17 protein-coding genes are annotated in these 14,959 nt (G+C 72.3%); 11 read left to right on the forward strand and 6 right to left on the reverse strand.

The features are described from left to right. Positions 1 to 44 precede the first annotated feature (44 nt). The 3 genes from HD597_RS38415 to HD597_RS38425 are packed head-to-tail and all read left to right on the forward strand — an operon-like array spanning position 45 to position 3,355. Positions 45 to 1,355 (forward strand): MFS transporter, encoded by a 1,311-nt coding sequence (locus HD597_RS38415; RefSeq protein ID WP_253748933.1) that lies wholly within the window; start codon positions 45 to 47, stop codon positions 1,353 to 1,355. Positions 1,356 to 1,364: 9 nt separating this feature from the next. Continuing rightward, positions 1,365 to 2,030 carry a response regulator transcription factor gene (locus HD597_RS38420; protein ID WP_253748935.1) on the forward strand — a complete coding sequence of 222 codons (666 nt, stop codon included), beginning with the start codon at positions 1,365 to 1,367 and terminating at the stop codon, positions 2,028 to 2,030. After that, entirely contained in the window at positions 2,027 to 3,355 is a 1,329-nt protein-coding gene (locus HD597_RS38425) for a sensor histidine kinase (protein ID WP_253748937.1), read from the forward strand. The genes HD597_RS38420 and HD597_RS38425 overlap by 4 nt, the downstream gene beginning before the upstream one ends. Before the next feature lie 28 nt (positions 3,356 to 3,383). Here the strand turns inward: HD597_RS38425 and HD597_RS38430 are convergent, their stop codons facing one another. After that, complete coding sequence (locus HD597_RS38430; RefSeq protein ID WP_253748940.1) at positions 3,384 to 4,292, reverse strand: TAXI family TRAP transporter solute-binding subunit; 909 nt, start codon at positions 4,290 to 4,292, stop codon at positions 3,384 to 3,386. 26 nt (positions 4,293 to 4,318) lie between these two features. On the opposite strand from HD597_RS38430, the gene HD597_RS38435 reads away from it, so the two are divergent. Beyond that, a complete protein-coding gene (locus tag HD597_RS38435) occupies positions 4,319 to 5,056 on the forward strand; it encodes a Mut7-C RNAse domain-containing protein (RefSeq protein WP_253748942.1) in 738 nt (245 codons plus the stop codon). On the opposite strand, the gene urtE is transcribed toward HD597_RS38435, so the two are convergent. From urtE to urtA, 5 genes are read right to left on the reverse strand one after another with little or no spacing between them, the layout of a single operon-like run. After that, a complete protein-coding gene (urtE, locus tag HD597_RS38440) occupies positions 5,035 to 5,724 on the reverse strand; it encodes an urea ABC transporter ATP-binding subunit UrtE (RefSeq protein ID WP_253748944.1) in 690 nt (229 codons plus the stop codon). The genes HD597_RS38435 and urtE overlap by 22 nt on opposite strands. After that, complete coding sequence (gene urtD / locus HD597_RS38445; protein WP_253748946.1) at positions 5,702 to 6,454, reverse strand: urea ABC transporter ATP-binding protein UrtD; 753 nt, start codon at positions 6,452 to 6,454, stop codon at positions 5,702 to 5,704. The genes urtE and urtD overlap by 23 nt, the downstream gene beginning before the upstream one ends. Continuing rightward, positions 6,438 to 7,460, reverse strand: coding sequence for an urea ABC transporter permease subunit UrtC (gene urtC / locus HD597_RS38450; protein ID WP_253748948.1), 1,023 nt, complete (start codon positions 7,458 to 7,460; stop codon positions 6,438 to 6,440). Before urtC ends, urtD begins: the two co-directional genes overlap by 17 nt. Then, a complete protein-coding gene (urtB, locus tag HD597_RS38455) occupies positions 7,457 to 8,305 on the reverse strand; it encodes an urea ABC transporter permease subunit UrtB (protein WP_253748950.1) in 849 nt (282 codons plus the stop codon). The genes urtC and urtB overlap by 4 nt, the downstream gene beginning before the upstream one ends. Next, positions 8,305 to 9,513, reverse strand: a complete 1,209-nt coding sequence (gene urtA / locus HD597_RS38460; RefSeq protein ID WP_253748952.1) for an urea ABC transporter substrate-binding protein — start codon at positions 9,511 to 9,513, stop codon at positions 8,305 to 8,307. Before urtA ends, urtB begins: the two co-directional genes overlap by 1 nt. Before the next feature lie 188 nt (positions 9,514 to 9,701). Here urtA and HD597_RS38465 point away from each other — a divergent pair, with 188 nt between their 5' ends. The 7 genes from HD597_RS38465 to HD597_RS38495 all read left to right on the forward strand — a co-directional run bounded on the left by HD597_RS38465 (position 9,702) and on the right by HD597_RS38495 (position 14,956). Next, the gene (locus HD597_RS38465; protein ID WP_253748954.1) at positions 9,702 to 10,004 is read left to right on the forward strand and encodes an urease subunit gamma; all 303 of its coding nucleotides are present in this window, start codon (positions 9,702 to 9,704) and stop codon (positions 10,002 to 10,004) included. After that, positions 10,001 to 10,312, forward strand: coding sequence for an urease subunit beta (locus HD597_RS38470; protein WP_253748956.1), 312 nt, complete (start codon positions 10,001 to 10,003; stop codon positions 10,310 to 10,312). Before HD597_RS38465 ends, HD597_RS38470 begins: the two co-directional genes overlap by 4 nt. Further along, complete coding sequence (locus tag HD597_RS38475) at positions 10,305 to 12,023, forward strand: urease subunit alpha (protein ID WP_253748958.1); 1,719 nt, start codon at positions 10,305 to 10,307, stop codon at positions 12,021 to 12,023. The genes HD597_RS38470 and HD597_RS38475 overlap by 8 nt, the downstream gene beginning before the upstream one ends. After that, positions 12,023 to 12,895, forward strand: coding sequence for an urease accessory protein UreF (locus HD597_RS38480; protein ID WP_253748960.1), 873 nt, complete (start codon positions 12,023 to 12,025; stop codon positions 12,893 to 12,895). Before HD597_RS38475 ends, HD597_RS38480 begins: the two co-directional genes overlap by 1 nt. Before the next feature lie 16 nt (positions 12,896 to 12,911). Continuing rightward, on the forward strand, positions 12,912 to 13,586 hold the full coding sequence (gene ureG, locus HD597_RS38485; RefSeq protein ID WP_253748962.1) for an urease accessory protein UreG: 675 nt from the start codon (positions 12,912 to 12,914) through the stop codon (positions 13,584 to 13,586). Further along, positions 13,586 to 14,392 carry an urease accessory protein UreD gene (locus HD597_RS38490; RefSeq protein WP_253748964.1) on the forward strand — a complete coding sequence of 269 codons (807 nt, stop codon included), beginning with the start codon at positions 13,586 to 13,588 and terminating at the stop codon, positions 14,390 to 14,392. The genes ureG and HD597_RS38490 overlap by 1 nt, the downstream gene beginning before the upstream one ends. A 90-nt stretch (positions 14,393 to 14,482) precedes the next feature. Beyond that, positions 14,483 to 14,956: a hypothetical protein gene (locus HD597_RS38495; protein WP_253748966.1), complete on the forward strand. Its 474-nt coding sequence runs from the start codon at positions 14,483 to 14,485 to the stop codon at positions 14,954 to 14,956. Positions 14,957 to 14,959: the final 3 nt, after the last annotated feature.

The following is a 14,959-nucleotide window of genomic DNA, read 5'->3' on the forward strand; positions in this document are numbered from 1 at the left end:
CACGAGGCTCTGACCAGCAGGTACTCCCCCCAGGAGGTTGTTTCGTGAGCAAGGCACGCGTGCCGTGGAAGGCCGTCATCGGCGGCTCCATCGGCAACATGGTCGAGTGGTACGACTGGTTCGTCTACAGCAGTTTCGCCGTCTACTTCGCCGCCTCCTTCTTCCCGGAGGGCAACGACACCGCGAAGCTGCTGAACACCGCGGCCATCTTCGCCGTCGGCTTCTTCATGCGCCCGCTCGGCGGCTGGCTGCTGGGCCGCTACGCCGACAGGCGGGGCCGCAAGGCGGCGCTCACGCTCACGGTCACGCTCATGTCGGCCAGCGCCCTGCTGATCGCCATCGCCCCGACGTACGAGGCGGTCGGCTACTTCGGCGCCCTGGTCCTGGTGGTGGCGCGGCTGCTGCAGGGCCTGTCGGTGGGCGGCGAGTACGCGGCCAGCGCCACGTACCTGACCGAGGCCACCCCGCGCGGCCGCCGCGGCTTCGCCTCCAGCTTCCAGTACGTCTCCATGACCGCCGGCCAGCTCGTCGGCCTCGGCCTGCAGATCATCCTGCAGAACACGATGTCCACCGAGGCCCTGCACTCCTACGGCTGGCGCATCCCCTTCATCGTCGGCGCGGCCGCCGCAGCGGTGGTGTTCTACCTGCGCCGCAACCTCCTGGAGACGGAGGCGTACGACGAGGAGGAGCGCGAGAGCGCGCAGAGCCGCGGCACGATCAAGGCGCTGCTCGCCCACAAGAAGGAGGCGCTGCTGGTCATCGCGCTGACGATGGGCGGCACGGTCGCGTACTACACCTACACGACGTACCTCACCAAGTACCTGTCGAACAGCGCGGGCCTGCCCAAGGAGACGGCCACGCTGGTGAGCTTCTGCGCCCTGTTCATCTTCATGTGCCTGCAGCCTCTCGCGGGCGGCCTGTCGGACCGGATCGGGCGCAGGCCGTTGCTGATCACGTTCGGGATCGGGTCGATGCTGGGCACGGTGCCGCTGATGACGGCGCTCGGCGGGGTGCAGGGCTTTGGCGGCGGGCTGGTGCTGTCGCTGATCGGCCTGGTGATCGTGACGGGTTACACCTCGATCAACGCGGTGGTGAAGGCGGAGCTGTTCCCGACGAACGTGCGCGCCCTCGGTGTGGCGCTGCCGTACGCCATCGCGAACGCCCTGTTCGGCGGCACCGCCGAGTACGTGGCGCTGTGGTTCAAGGACAGCGGCATCGAGTCCGGCTTCTTCTGGTACGTCTCGGGTTGCGCGGCGGTGTCCCTCATCGTGTACCTCACCATGCGGGAGACCAGGGACGTCGCGCTGTCCCGTACCGAGCAGGCCATGCAGGAATCGGTCCCCACGCGCGTCTAACCTGGCGTTATGCGAGTTCTGCTGGTCGAGGACGACGATCGGCTCGCCGCCGCCCTCACCAAGGCCCTGGCCCGGCACGGCCATCAGGTCATCCGGGCGGGTCTGGCCGTGGACGCCCTCCGCCTGGCGGGGGGCGTCGACTTCGTCCTGCTGGACCTGGGGCTGCCCGACATGGACGGGCTGGACGCGCTGCGCCGCCTGCGCCGGGTGTCGGCGGTGCCGCTGATCGTGGTGACCGCCCGCACCGAGGAGCGGGAGGTGCTGCGCGGCCTGCGTTCGGGCGCCGACGACTACCTGGTCAAGCCGTTCCGCACGGTGGAGCTGATGGCTCGCATGGAGGCGGTGGTGCGGCGCGGCACGCGCCCGCGCCCGCAGCGCGACGACGTGGTGAACGTCGGCGACGTGCGCATCGACCTGGAGTCGCGGCAGGTCACGGTGGCCGGGGAGCCGGTGACGCTGACGCGGCGGGAGTTCGACCTGCTGGCGATGCTGGCGCGCGAGCCGGGCGTGGTGCGCGGCAGGGAGGAGATCCTGGACGAGATCTGGGGCGACCCGCTGCTGTCGGCCTCGCGCTCGCTGGACGTGCACGTGGCCAACCTGCGCTCGAAGACCGGCCGCCCCGGGCTGGTGGAGACGCTGCGCGGCACCGGCTACCGGCTGGGCTGCCCGGCGTGAACTCGCGGCTCGTGGTCACGTTCACGACGCTGATCGTGTTCCTGGTGGCGGCGCTGGCGGTACCGCTGGGGCTGGCGTACGCCTCCCACCGCACCAACCGCCTGCTGCTCGACCGCCGCGCCGACGCCACCCGCTTCGCCGAGCTCGCCGACCAGGCGACCCGCGACGACGACCACACGGGCCTGATCGCCGAGATCAACCGGTACGCCGACCTGTACGGCGCCGCCGTCCGCGTACGCGACCGCGACGGCTCCCTGCGCCTGTCCGCCGGCCGGTTCGAGGCCGACGACCGCGACGCGCTGCGTCTGGCCCTGTCGGGCCGCACGACCGAGGACCTGCCCACGATCACCCCGTTCGGCCCGGCCACGGTGCTGCTGGCCGAGCCGGCGGGCCGGGACGCGGCGATCTCCGGCGTGGTGCTGCTGCAGGCGCCCGCCGACCAGGCCCGGCTGGACGTGTCGCTGGTGTGGGGCGCGCTGGCGCTGGGCGCGCTGGTCGCGCTGGCGTACTCGGCGCTGGTGGCCAGGCGGCTGGCCCGCTGGATCCTGCGCCCTGTCACGGAGCTCGACCGCACCACGCGGGCCATCGCGCAGGGGCGGCTGGACGCGCGGGCGCATCCCGGGGCCGGCCCGTCGGAGCTGCGGCGGCTGGAGGAGCGGTTCAACGCGATGGCCGACGCGGTCGCGGGGGCGATGGAGCGGCAGCGGGCGTTCGTGGCCGACGCCTCGCACGAGCTGCGCACCCCGCTCACGGTGCTCGGGCTGCGGCTGGAGAACCTGGAGCCGCACCTGCGCGGCGAGGGGACGGCCGAGTTCGAGGAGGCGATGGCGGAGCTCGACCGGCTGGCGCTGCTGGTGGAGGACCTGCTGGCGCTGGCGAAGGTGGAGGCGGGCGCGGGCGTGGAGGGCAAGGAGGTCGAGCTGGCGGCGCGGCTGGCGGCCTGGCGGGAGGTGTACGCGGCTGCCGGCGTACGGCTGGTGACCGACATTTCCGAAATATCGCTCGTTCCCGAGGCGGCGGCCAGGATCGCCGACATCGCCCTCGACAACGCCCAGAAGTTCGTCCCCGCGGGCGGCACGGTCACCGTCACCCTGGAGAACGGAGTGCTGCGCGTGGCCGACGACGGCCCGGGGCTGGGCGAGGAGGAGCGCGCGGAGGCGCTGGGCCGCTTCTGGCGCTCCGGCGCACACGCCAACCTGCCGGGCAGCGGCCTGGGCCTGGCCATCGCCGCCGAGCTGGCCAGGGCGTGCGGGGCCACGCTGCGGCTGCTGCCCGCCGCGCCGCACGGGCTGGTGGTCGAGCTCCGGCTGCCGCCTCGGCCGTAGCCGGCGGCGGAGCTCCGGCCGCCACGCCTCAGCCGTAGACGGAGCGGTAGTAGCGGGCGGCGCCCGGGTGCAGCGGCACGACGCCGGTGCCGATCGCGTACCGCTCGTCCAGCCGCCCTCCGGGAGCCGACGGGGCCTGGAGGCGGTCGCGGGAGCTGAACAGGGTCCCGGTGATCGTGTACGCCAGGTCGGCGGAGAGCGAGCTGCGGCACATCAGGTAGCTGGGCGTGCCCACCGTCCGGACGGACCGGGTGCCGCCGTAGGTGCCCGCGGGCACGGACGCGTCCTCGTACACGGGCCCGAACCGCCGCCGCAGCACCGGCACCAGCGCCTCCAGCGACACCAGCCGCACGTCGTCGCGCGTGGCCAGCGCGGGCGTGGGCACGCCGCCGGACCAGAAGAACGCCTCGACCCTCCCGCCGAGCAGCGCCTCGATGGAGGCGTCCAGGTCGAGCCTGGCGAGCTCCGGGACCCGGGTCAGCCCGGCGGCGGCCAGCACCCGGGCGGCGGTCACCGCGGTCCCCGACCCCTCGACGCCGATGGACACGGCCTTGCCCGCGAGCTGCTGCACGGTGGTGATCGCCGAGTCCTTCAGCACGACCAGGTGCGCGTAGTTCATGTACATCCTGGCCAGCGCGGCGACGGGCCGGCGGTGTACGCGTACCGCGTCGTCTGCGCTGTCGGCCAGCGCGAACCCCGCGTCGGCCAGCCCGTCGGCCATCATCGTGAGGTTCTGCACGCTCGCGGCGGTCGGCATCACCTTCACCCTCATCCCGCCGTCGCGCAGCTCCTGCGCGAGCCGGTCGCCGAGCGGCCGGTACGGCCCGCCCGCCAGCCCCGTGGCCAGCCGCAGCTCGAAGGAGTCGTCCCCGGAGCCCGAGCATCCGGCCGCCGCGAGCACGGCGAGCCCCAGCAGGGTGCGGCGGGATATCGGCATGAATTCACGTTAGCCGGTGGAACAGAATGGACGGTGTGACCATCGCACGCCTGCGCATCTCCCCAGAGCTGAGGATGTTCCTGCCCGCGAGCCGCCGCCACGAGTGGCAGGAGGTGACCCCCGACGACACCTCCACGCTCGGCCACCACGTCGAGTCGGTCGGCGTCCCGCTGACGGAGGTGGGCCCCATGCTGCTCGACGGCCGGGGCGTGCCGCCCTCGCACCAGCTCGCGGCGGGCGACGTGGTGGACGTGCACCCGGTCCCCCGCCCGCAGCAGCTCCCCGAGGAGCCCCGCTTCCTGCTGGACGTGCACCTGGGCACGCTGGCGCGGCGGCTGCGGCTGCTCGGCATCGACGCCGCCTACCACAACGACATGGACGACCCCGCGCTGGTGGCGCAGGCCAACGAGGAGCGGCGGGTGCTGCTCACGCAGGACCGCGGCCTGCTGCGCCGCCGCGCGCTGTGGCTCGGCGCGTACGTCCGCGGCTCCGCCCCCGCCGACCAGCTCCGCGACCTGCTCGAACGCTTCGCGCCGCCGCTGCGCCCGTGGACGCGCTGCACGGCGTGCAACGGCGTGCTGGTGGCCGTGACGAAGGACGAGGTCGAGCAGGTGCTGGAGGCCGGCACGCGGCGCAGCTACGACGCCTACGGCCGCTGCGCGTCCTGCGGCCAGGTCTACTGGCACGGCGCGCACAGCGGCCATCTGGAGGAGATCGTCAGGACCGCCCGGGGCTGGACGGGTCAGACGGCCAGCAGCCGCTGAACGTCCTCGCGGTGCAGTTCCTCGGCGGTCCCGGTCCGTACGACGTGACCGCCGTCCAGGATGACGAACGTGTCGGCCAGCCGCAGCGCGATGTCCAGGTACTGCTCGACCAGCAGCACGGCCAGCCCCGCGGCGTGCAGCCGCTCGATGGCCGCCTCGATCTCCAGGATGATCGACGGCTGGATGCCCTCGGTCGGCTCGTCCAGGATGAGCATCCTGGGCCGGGTCACCAGGGCACGCGCCATGGCGAGCTGCTGCTGCTGGCCGCCCGACAGGTGCCCGGCGCTCCGCTTGAGCAGCGGCTTGAGCGCCGGGAACAGGTCGAGCGCCTCGTCGATGGCCTGCCTGGGCTGCTTGGCGGCCTCCACGGTCACCAGCAGGTTGCCCAGGACCGAGAGCTGCGGGAAGCACTGGTGGCCCTGGGGGACGTAGCCCATGCCGAGCCGCACCCGCTCGTGCGGCTTGAGCCGGGTGACGTCCCGGCCGTCGAAGGTCACGGTGCCGGCCGTGGCCGGCAGCACCCCCATGACGGTGTTGAGCAGCGTGGTCTTGCCGACCCCGTTGCGTCCCATGACGCACACGAGCTGCCCGGGCCCGACCTCCAGCGAGACCCCGAACAGCACGCGCGCCCGCCCGTACCCTGACTCAAGGCCGGTTACCGACAGCATCCTCGGCCTTCCTCCTCCCCAGGTAGACCTCTTGCACCCGCGGATCGGCGCTGACCTGGTCGACCGACCCCTCCACGAGCACCTTGCCCTCGTGCAGCACGGTCACCACCGAGGCGTGCCGCCGCAGGAACTCCATGTCGTGCTCGACCACGATCACCGTGTGGTCGTCGGCGATCTGGGTGAGCAGCTCGCCCGTGCGCTCGCGTTCGTCCTTGGACATCCCCGCCACCGGCTCGTCCAGGAGCAGCAGCCGGGGCCGCTGCGCCAGCAGCATGCCGATCTCCAGCCACTGGCGCTGGCCGTGCGAGAGAACGCCCGCTGAACGCTCGGCGAGCTCTTCGAGCCCCGTCCTCTCCAGGGCCTGCGCGACGGCCTCCGAGACGCCCTTGCGCCGCCTGGCCAGCGACCACAGCGGCTTGCGGAAGCTGGCGGCCAGGTCGAGGTTCTCGATCACGGTGAGCTCCTCGAACACCACCGACGTCTGGAACGTGCGCCCCACGCCCAGCCGGACGATCTGGTGCTCCTTCCTGCCGACCAGGTCGAGGCCGCCGAAGCGCACGCTGCCCGCGGCGGGCCTGGTCAGGCCGGTGATCACGTCGATGAGTGTGGTCTTGCCCGCGCCGTTGGGCCCGATGAGGAAGCGCAGCTCCCCCTCGGGCACGGTCAGGTCCACGCCGCCGAGCGCGCGGAAGCCGTCGAACACCACCTGTACGTCACGCAGTTCGAGCACGGCGCAACCTCCCGACGATCCCGACGATCCCCTTCGGGGCCAGCGTCATGACCAGGATGAACAGGGCTCCTTGCAGGTAGAGCCAGCCGTCGGCGAACTGCTCGCTGAACGCCGTCCTGGCGTACCCCATGACGACCGCGCCGAGCACGGCCCCCGCCAGCGCGTGCCGCCCGCCGACGGCCACCGCGACGACGAGCTCCAGCGAGGGCACGACGCCGAGCAGGGCGGGCGAGATGATGCCGACGACCGGCACGAACAGCGCTCCCGCCAGCCCGGCCATGCCCGCCGAGGCGGCGAAGGTGACGGTCTTGACCAGGGCCGGGTCGTAGCCGAGGAAGCGCACCCGGTCCTCGCCGTCCCGGACGGCGACGAGCAGGCGGCCGTACCGGCTGCCGACGAGCTGGCGGGTGGCCAGGTAGAGGATCCCGAGCACGGACGCCACCACGAGGTAGAGCCCGCGCTGCGTGGAGTCGTCGGCGAGGTCCTGGCCGAACAGCTCGAAGAAGTTCGTCATGCCGTTGGTGCCGCCTGTCAGCCCCTGCTGGCCGACCAGCAGGATGACCATCGCGGCGGCCAGCGCCTGGGTGAGGATCGCGAAGTACGCCCCGCGCACGCGCTGCCGGAACACCAGCGTGCCGAGGATCACCGCGAGCAGCACGGGCCCGAGCACCGCCATGCCCACCGCGAATACGGGGTTGGCGAACGGCACCCACAGGGCGGGCAGGTGCTCCACCCCGCTCCACACCATGAAGTCGGGCAGCCCGCCGGAGCCGGCCTCGTTGAGCTTGAGGTACATGGCCATGGAGTAGCCGCCGAGCCCGAAGAAGACGCCCTGGCCGAGGGTGAGCATGCCGCCCTTCCCCCAGGCCAGCCCGATCCCGAGCGCGACGATCGCGTAGCAGAGGTACTTGGCGAGCAGTCCCAGCCGGAACGGCTCCAGCAGCAGCGGCGCCGCGACCAGCGCGATCACCGCCACGGTCGCGAAGGGCAGATTCCGTCTGATCACGTCAGCACCCTCGACCTCAGCACGAACATGCCCTGCGGCCGCACCTGGAGGAACGCGATGACGACGGCGAAGACGATCACCTTGGCCAGCGAGGCGTCCGACCAGAACTCGGCGTAGGAGTTCAGCAGCCCCAGCCCGGCGGCCGCGAGCACCGCCCCGCGCAGCTGCCCGAGCCCGCCGGCCACGACCACGAGGAAGGCGTCCACGATGTAGTACGTCCCGAGCGCCGGCCCGACGGGCCCGATGAGCGTCAGCGCCACCCCGGCCACGCCCGCGAGCCCCGAGCCGATGAAGAACGTCAGCATGTCCACCCGCCCGGTGTCGATCCCGCTGGTGGCGGCGAGCTGCCGGTTCTGCACCACGGCCTGCGTCCTGCGCCCCAGCCCGGTCCGCGTGAGGTACGCCCAGACCGCCACCACGCCCGCCACCGCGAGCGCCATGATGAACAGCCGGTTGTAGGGCAGGATGCCCACCCCTCCCGACAGCCAGGACGGCGCGGGCACCTGCACGTTGGGCGCCCCGAACAGGTCGCGGGCGAGCTGCTGCAGCACCAGGCTGACGCCCCAGGTGAGCAGCAGCGTGTCCAGCGGCCGGCCGTAGAAGTGCCGGATCGCGGCCCGCTCCAGGATCAGCCCCATCACCCCGGCGACCAGGAACGCCACCGGCAGGGCCAGCACCAGGTCCTGCAGCAGGAACGCGGTGTACGCGCCGGCCATGATGAACTCGCCGTGCGCCATGTTGATCACGCCCATCTGCCCGAACGTGAACGTCAGCCCGAGCGCGATCAGCAGCAGCACCGCCCCGATCGACAGGCCGATGGGAAGCTGGTTGACGAAGGCCGACATCACTGTCCCGTCGCCAGGCCGGCCGCCCACGGGTACCCCTTGAGGTACGGGTCCGGCTTGATCGGCTGCCCCGAGTCCCACACCTGCTTGATCAGGCCGTCCGGCTGGATGATGCCGATGCGGGCGGTCTTGTACATGTGCTGGTTCTCGCCGTCGATGGTGACCAGGCCCTCGGGGCGTTCGAGCGCGATGCCCGGCGCGGCCTTCTTGACCGCCTCGACCTCGGTCGTGCCCGCCTTCTTGACCGCCTCGGCCCACAGGTAGACGGCGTTGTAGCCGGCCTCCATGGGGTCGGAGGTGACCTTGTTCGCGCCGTACTTGGCCTTGTACGCCTTCACGAACGCCTCGTTGGCCGGCGTCTCGGTGGTCTGGTAGTAGTTCCAGGCGACCGGGTGACCGGCGATGTTGTCCACGCCGATGCCGGTGACCTCCTCCTCGGCGACGCTCACCGACAGCACGGGCATGGCCTCGGCCGAGGCTCCGGCGCTCTTGAGCTGCTTGAAGAAGGCCACGTTGGAATCCCCGTTGAGGGTGTTGAACACCGCGTCCGGCTTGGCCTGCACGACCTTGTTGACCAGCGTGGAGTACTCGGTGTGACCCAGCGGGGTGTACTCCTCACCGAGGATCTCCATGCCGTTCGCCGCCGCGTACGCCTTGATGATCTTGTTCGCGGTGCGCGGGAAGACGTAGTCGCTGCCCACCAGGAACAGCCGCTTCTTGCCCTGCTCCTTGAGGTAGTCGAGCCCGGGGATGATCTGCTGGTTGGTGGTGGCGCCGGTGTAGAAGATGTACGGCGAGCTCTCCAGCCCCTCGTACTGCACCGGATACCAGAGCAGCGACTTGTAGCGTTCGAAGACCGGCAGCATCGCCTTCCTGCTGGCCGAGGTCCAGCCGCCGAAGACGGTGGCGACCTTGTCCTGCCTGATCAGCTTCGTGGCCTTCTCGGCGAACGTGGGCCAGTCGGAGGCCCCGTCCTCCACGACCGGCACGAGCTTCTTGCCGAGCACGCCCCCGGCCTTGTTGATCTCGTCGATGGCGAGCAGTTCGGCGTCGCGCACGGTGACCTCGCTGATCGCCATCGTGCCGCTGAGCGAGTGCAGGAGGCCGACCTTGATCTCGTTGGAGGAGGCGGCGGGTTCGGCGTCGGATCCGCAGGCCGACAGGGCCAGGACGAGCATCGCGGAGAGGAGTGGGCGGGAGATGCGCACAGGAGTTCCTTCCTGCCGACCGGTTCTGCGAGAAAGGTGACTCCGGGACATTTCACTTGAAGATCCCGTTTGTTAATTGGCGATTGCCGAACGTTCACAGGGACACGGGAAATTCATCCGCGCGGCGCGAAACCAACACGACATGCGCCCGCAACAGCGTGGAAACGGCCGGTTCCTATGGTCCGGCCATGCGGCTTACCCCACACGAGCAGGAGCGGCTGCTCATCCACGTCGCCGCCGGTGTGGCGCGCGAGCGGCAGGCCAGGGGCCTGCGGCTCAACCACCCCGAGGCTACCGCCATCATCGCCTCGTTCCTCATGGAGGGGGCGAGGGACGGGCGCAGCGTCTCCGACCTGATGGAGGCGGGACGATCGGTGCTCGGCCGGGCCGACGTCATGGAGGGCGTGCCGGAGATGCTGCAGAGCGTGCAGATCGAGGCCACGTTCCCCGACGGCACGAAGCTGGTCACCGTCCACAGGCCCATCCCGTGATCCCCGGCGAGTACGCGCACCCCGAGGGCACGATCGCGCTCAACCCCGGGCGTGAGCGGGTCACCGTGCGCGTGGTCAACACGGCCGACCGGCCGGTGCAGGTGGGCTCGCACTACCACTTCGCCGCGGCCAACCCGGGGCTGGACTTCGACAGGAAGGCGGCCTGGGGGATGCGGCTGGACGTGCCCGCGGGGACCGCGATCAGGTTCGAGCCGGGGGTCGAGCGCGACGTCACGCTGGTGCCGCTGGCCGGCCTGCGCGTGGTGCCCGGCCTGCGGCCGGAGTGGGCGGGGCCGCTCGATGGCTGACGGAGCTCGGATCTCGCGCGCCCGCTACGCGGCGCTGTACGGGCCCACGACCGGCGACCGGATCCGCCTGGCCGACACCGACCTGTTCGTGGAGGTCACCGAGGACCTGTCCATGGGCCCGGCGGGCCCCGGCGACGAGGCCGTCTTCGGCGGCGGCAAGGTCATCCGCGAGTCCATGGGCCAGGCCAGGACCACCCGCGCGGAAGGGGCCGCCGACCTGGTCATCACCGGCGCCGTGATCCTCGACCACTGGGGCGTGGTCAAGGCCGACGTCGGCATCCGCGACGGCCGCATCCACACCATCGGCAAGGCGGGCAACCCCGACACGATGGACGGCGTGGACATCGTCATCGGCCCGTCCACCGAGGTGCTCGCCGGCAACGGCAAGATCCTCACCGCCGGGGCGGTCGACTCGCACGTCCACCTGATCTGCCCGCAACTCCTCGACGAGGCCATCGGGTCCGGTGTCACCACGATCGTCGGGGGCGGCACCGGGCCCGTCGAGGGCACCAAGGCCACCACCGTCACCGGCGCCTGGTACCTCGGTCGGATGCTGGAGTCGCTCGACGCCTACCCGCTGAACTTCGCCCTGCTCGGCAAGGGCAACACGGTCAGCACCGAAGGGCTCCTGGAGCAGCTTCGCGCCGGGGCCTCCGGCTTCAAGCTGCACGAGGACTGGGGCACCACCCCCGCCGCCATCGACGCCTGCCTCAGCGTGGCCGACGCCTCCGGCGTGCAGGTCACGATCCACACCGACACGCTGAACGAGGCCGGGTTCGTCGAGTCGACGCTCAAGGCCATCGGCGACCGGATGATCCACGCGTACCACACGGAGGGGGCGGGCGGCGGGCACGCGCCCGACATCATCCGCGTGGCCGCCTACCCCAACGTGCTGCCCTCCTCCACCAACCCGACCAGGCCGCACACCGTCAACACGCTCGACGAGCACCTCGACATGCTGATGGTCTGCCACCACCTCAACCCCTCGATCCCCGAGGACCTGGCCTTCGCCGAGTCGCGCATCCGGCCGTCCACCATGGCGGCCGAGGACGTGCTGCACGACATGGGGGCGATCTCCATGATCGGCTCGGACTCGCAGGCCATGGGGCGGATCGGGGAGACGATCATCCGTACGTGGCAGACGGCGCACGTCATGAAGGCCCGACGCGGCGAGCTGGGCCCCGGCCCCGCGGACAACCTCCGCGCCCGCCGCTACATCGCGAAATATACGATCTGTCCCGCTATCGCCCACGGCCTGGACGCCGACGTCGGCTCCGTCGAACGCGGCAAGCTCGCCGACCTCGTCCTGTGGGACCCGGCCTTCTTCGGCGTCAAGCCCGACCTGGTGCTCAAGGGCGGCGTGGTGGCCTGGGCGCAGATGGGCGACGCCAACGCCTCCATCCCGACCCCGCAGCCGGTGCTGCCCCGCCCCATGTTCGGCGCCTCACCGGTCACGGCCGCGGCCACCTCGCTGCACTTCGTCTCGTCACTCGCCCTGGAGTCGGGGCTGGCCGGGCGGCTGTCCGTACGCCGCCGGCTCGCGCCCGTGGCCGACGTGCGGCGGCGGGGCAAGTCGTCGATGCCGCTCAACGACGCGCTGCCGCGGATCGAGGTGTCCCCCGACACCTTCGAGGTCCGGGTCGACGGCGACCTCGTCGAGCCCGCCCCCGCCACCGCCCTTCCCCTCGCCCAGCGGTACTTCCTCTTCTGATGCACCCGTCCCTGCTCCTCCTCACCGACTCCCGCCTCCCGGCCGGCGGCCACGCCCACTCGGGCGGCATCGAACGCGCCGTCGCGTCGGGGGCGGTGCACGACGTGCCGTCCCTGGCCTCCTTCCTCCACGGCCGCCTCCACACGGCCGGCACCCTGGCAGCAGCCCTCACGGCAGCGGCCTGCATGGAGGCGACCCGCCTGGGAGCGCCCCACGCGCAAGCGCCCCACCTCACCCCCCACCCCACCCCTGCGCCTTCGCCGCCGCCCGGCCCAGCACATCTATCCGCGCCGCGTCGGCGAGACGTCGTGCGGGGCGGGCCGGCGCGCCTGGACGGCGCCCAGCCGGCCGAGGCGACGGCGGTGCCGCATCCGTGGCTGGTGCTGGACGCCGAGGTGGACGCCAGAACCGCCTCGCCCGCCCAGCGCGACGCCTCCCGGACGCAGGGACGGCTGCTCCTCCGGGTCGCCCGCCGCGTGTGGCCGTCCCCCGTCCTGGACGACCTCGTCACCATCACGCCGAGCCCGCACCACCCGGTGGCCCTCGGCGCGGCGGCACGCGCGGCCGGCGCCACCCCCGAGGAGGCAGCGCTGGCGGCGGCGTACCACGCGGTCACCGGCCCGGCCACCGCGGCGGTCAGGCTCCTGGGCCTCGACCCGGTGGCCGTGCACGCCCTGCTCGCCGACCTCACCCCCGGCCTCACCGTCGCAGCCGCAGCCGCAGCCGCACAAGCCTGCCCCTCCACCACGACCGCGACCGCCACCGCGACTGCGGCCTCGGGCTGGGAGACCCTGCCCGCGCATTCGTCACCGGCCCTCGACCTCCTGGCCGAGCAGCACGCACAGGCCAAGGTCCGGCTGTTCATCTCATAGAAGAAGGGACCCCGACATGGGAGCCAATCACGACGACCACCACCACGCCCCCGACGGCCGTGGCCGGGCGCTGCGCCTGGGCGTGGGCGGCCCGGTGGGCAGCGGCAAGACGGCCCTGGTGGCCGCCCTGTGCCGCACGCTGGGCCCGTCGTTGTCCCTGGGCGTGGTGACGAACGACATCTACACCACCGAGGACGCCGACTTCCTGCGCCGCGCGGGCGTGCTCGACCAGGAGCGCATCCTGGCCGTCGAGACCGGCTGCTGCCCGCACACCGCCATCCGCGACGACATCGCCGCGAACCTCGACGCCGTGGAGACCCTGGAGCACCGGTTCGGCCCGCTGGACCTGGTGATCGTGGAGAGCGGCGGCGACAACCTGACGGCCACGTTCAGCCGGGGGCTGGCGGACCGGCAGATCTTCGTGCTGGACGTGTCGGGCGGCGACAAGGTGCCCCGCAAGGGCGGCCCCGGCGTCACCACGGCCGACCTGCTGGTGATCAACAAGACCGATCTGGCCCCGATGGTGGGCGCCGACCTCGACGTGATGGCACGCGACGCGGCGGCCGTACGGGGCGATCGCCCGGTCCTGTTCACCTCGATCCGCCAGGAACCCACCGCCACCACGGTCGCGACCTGGGTCTCCGAGCAGGTGCACGCCTGGTCCCACACCCACGCGGCCCCCGTCTCCTGATGCCCGTCCGACCGAGCGGCCCCAGCACGGCACCGCCGGACCGCGCCGACGCGGCGGGAACGAACGGCCGCCGGGCCATGCGGGCGAGCGCCGCCGTGGCGACCACCCTCGCCCCGGACGGCCGTACCGTGATCAGCCGCCTGGCCTCGGCTCCCCCGCTGACCCTGCGCCAGACGGGCCCGCACACCGTCCACCTCGTCTCCACCGCCGCGGGCCCGCTCGGCGGCGACCGCCTGGCCCTCGACCTGGACCTCGCCCCGGGCACCAGGCTGGAGCTGGGCTCGGTGGCCGCCACACTGGTCCTGCCCGGTGACGGCGTGTCCGAGCTGCTGGTCACCGCCCGCGTCGGCGCGGGCGCCACGCTGCGCTTCGCCCCGGAGCCCACGGTGCTGGCCACCGGCTGCGACCATCGCCTCCTGGTACGGCTCGCACTGGAATCGGACGCGAACGTGCTCTGGCGCGAGGAGATCGTCCTCGGCCGTCACAGCGAGGCTCCGGGCCGCTGCCACGCCCGCTTCGACGCCACCCGCGACGGCCTGCCGCTGCTCAGGCAGGAGTTCACCGTCGGCGACCCGGCCCTCGACGCCTCCCCCGCTGTGCACGGCTCGGCCCGCTGCGTCGGCACCACGTTCCTGACCGCGGCGGCGAAGGAGGCGGCGGTGGCCGAGGGCGTCGCGGTGCTCCCGCTGGCCGCCCCGGGCACGCTGGTGTCCGCGCTGGCCGCCGACGCCGTCCAGCTCCGCGCCCGCCTGGAGTGGGGCGAGCGCACGGTAGCGCCGCTCCCGGGTGACGGCTGGAGCGGGTGAGCACCCGGCCACGCCACTCCTTGCCGCACCTTGGTGACGACTCCGTTGCGTACGGTGGTGAGCCGGACCTACCCGGCATACAGTGATCGTGTGGCCGACGACCTCAAGCCCACGCCCGCCCGCCCGAGAGTCCGCCGCGGTTACCCGCTGGCCATCGCCGCCACCGGCGCCCTGCTCATGTTCTGCGCCGTCCTGCCGTGGAGCGGCTGGCAGGCCACGAGCAACCTCATCGACGCCGGGGTGGCCACCGACATGCGCGGCATCGACCACGCGTTCGGCGTCTACACGCTGATGGCGGGCCTGGTGGCGCTGGGCTGCGGTCTGGCCGGGCTGCTGTCGTCCCGTCCCAGGCTCGCCGCCCTGGCCGTCGTGCCCGGCGGAGTGGCACTGCCGCTGGTGCTGCGCTACCCGCCGGGCGGCGGTGGCCTGCACGACCTGTTCGCGTTCGAGCTCGGCGACATGATCTCGATCGCGCCCGTGATCAGGTTCGGCTGGTTCGCCGCGCTGGGCTGCGCGCTGGCGGTCGTCGTGCTGTCGGTCCTGGCGCTGCTGCGCAGGTCGTGACGG

Origin of the sequence: Nonomuraea thailandensis (assembly GCF_024172165.1) — a bacterium.
Lineage (GTDB): Bacteria > Actinomycetota > Actinomycetes > Streptosporangiales > Streptosporangiaceae > Nonomuraea > Nonomuraea thailandensis.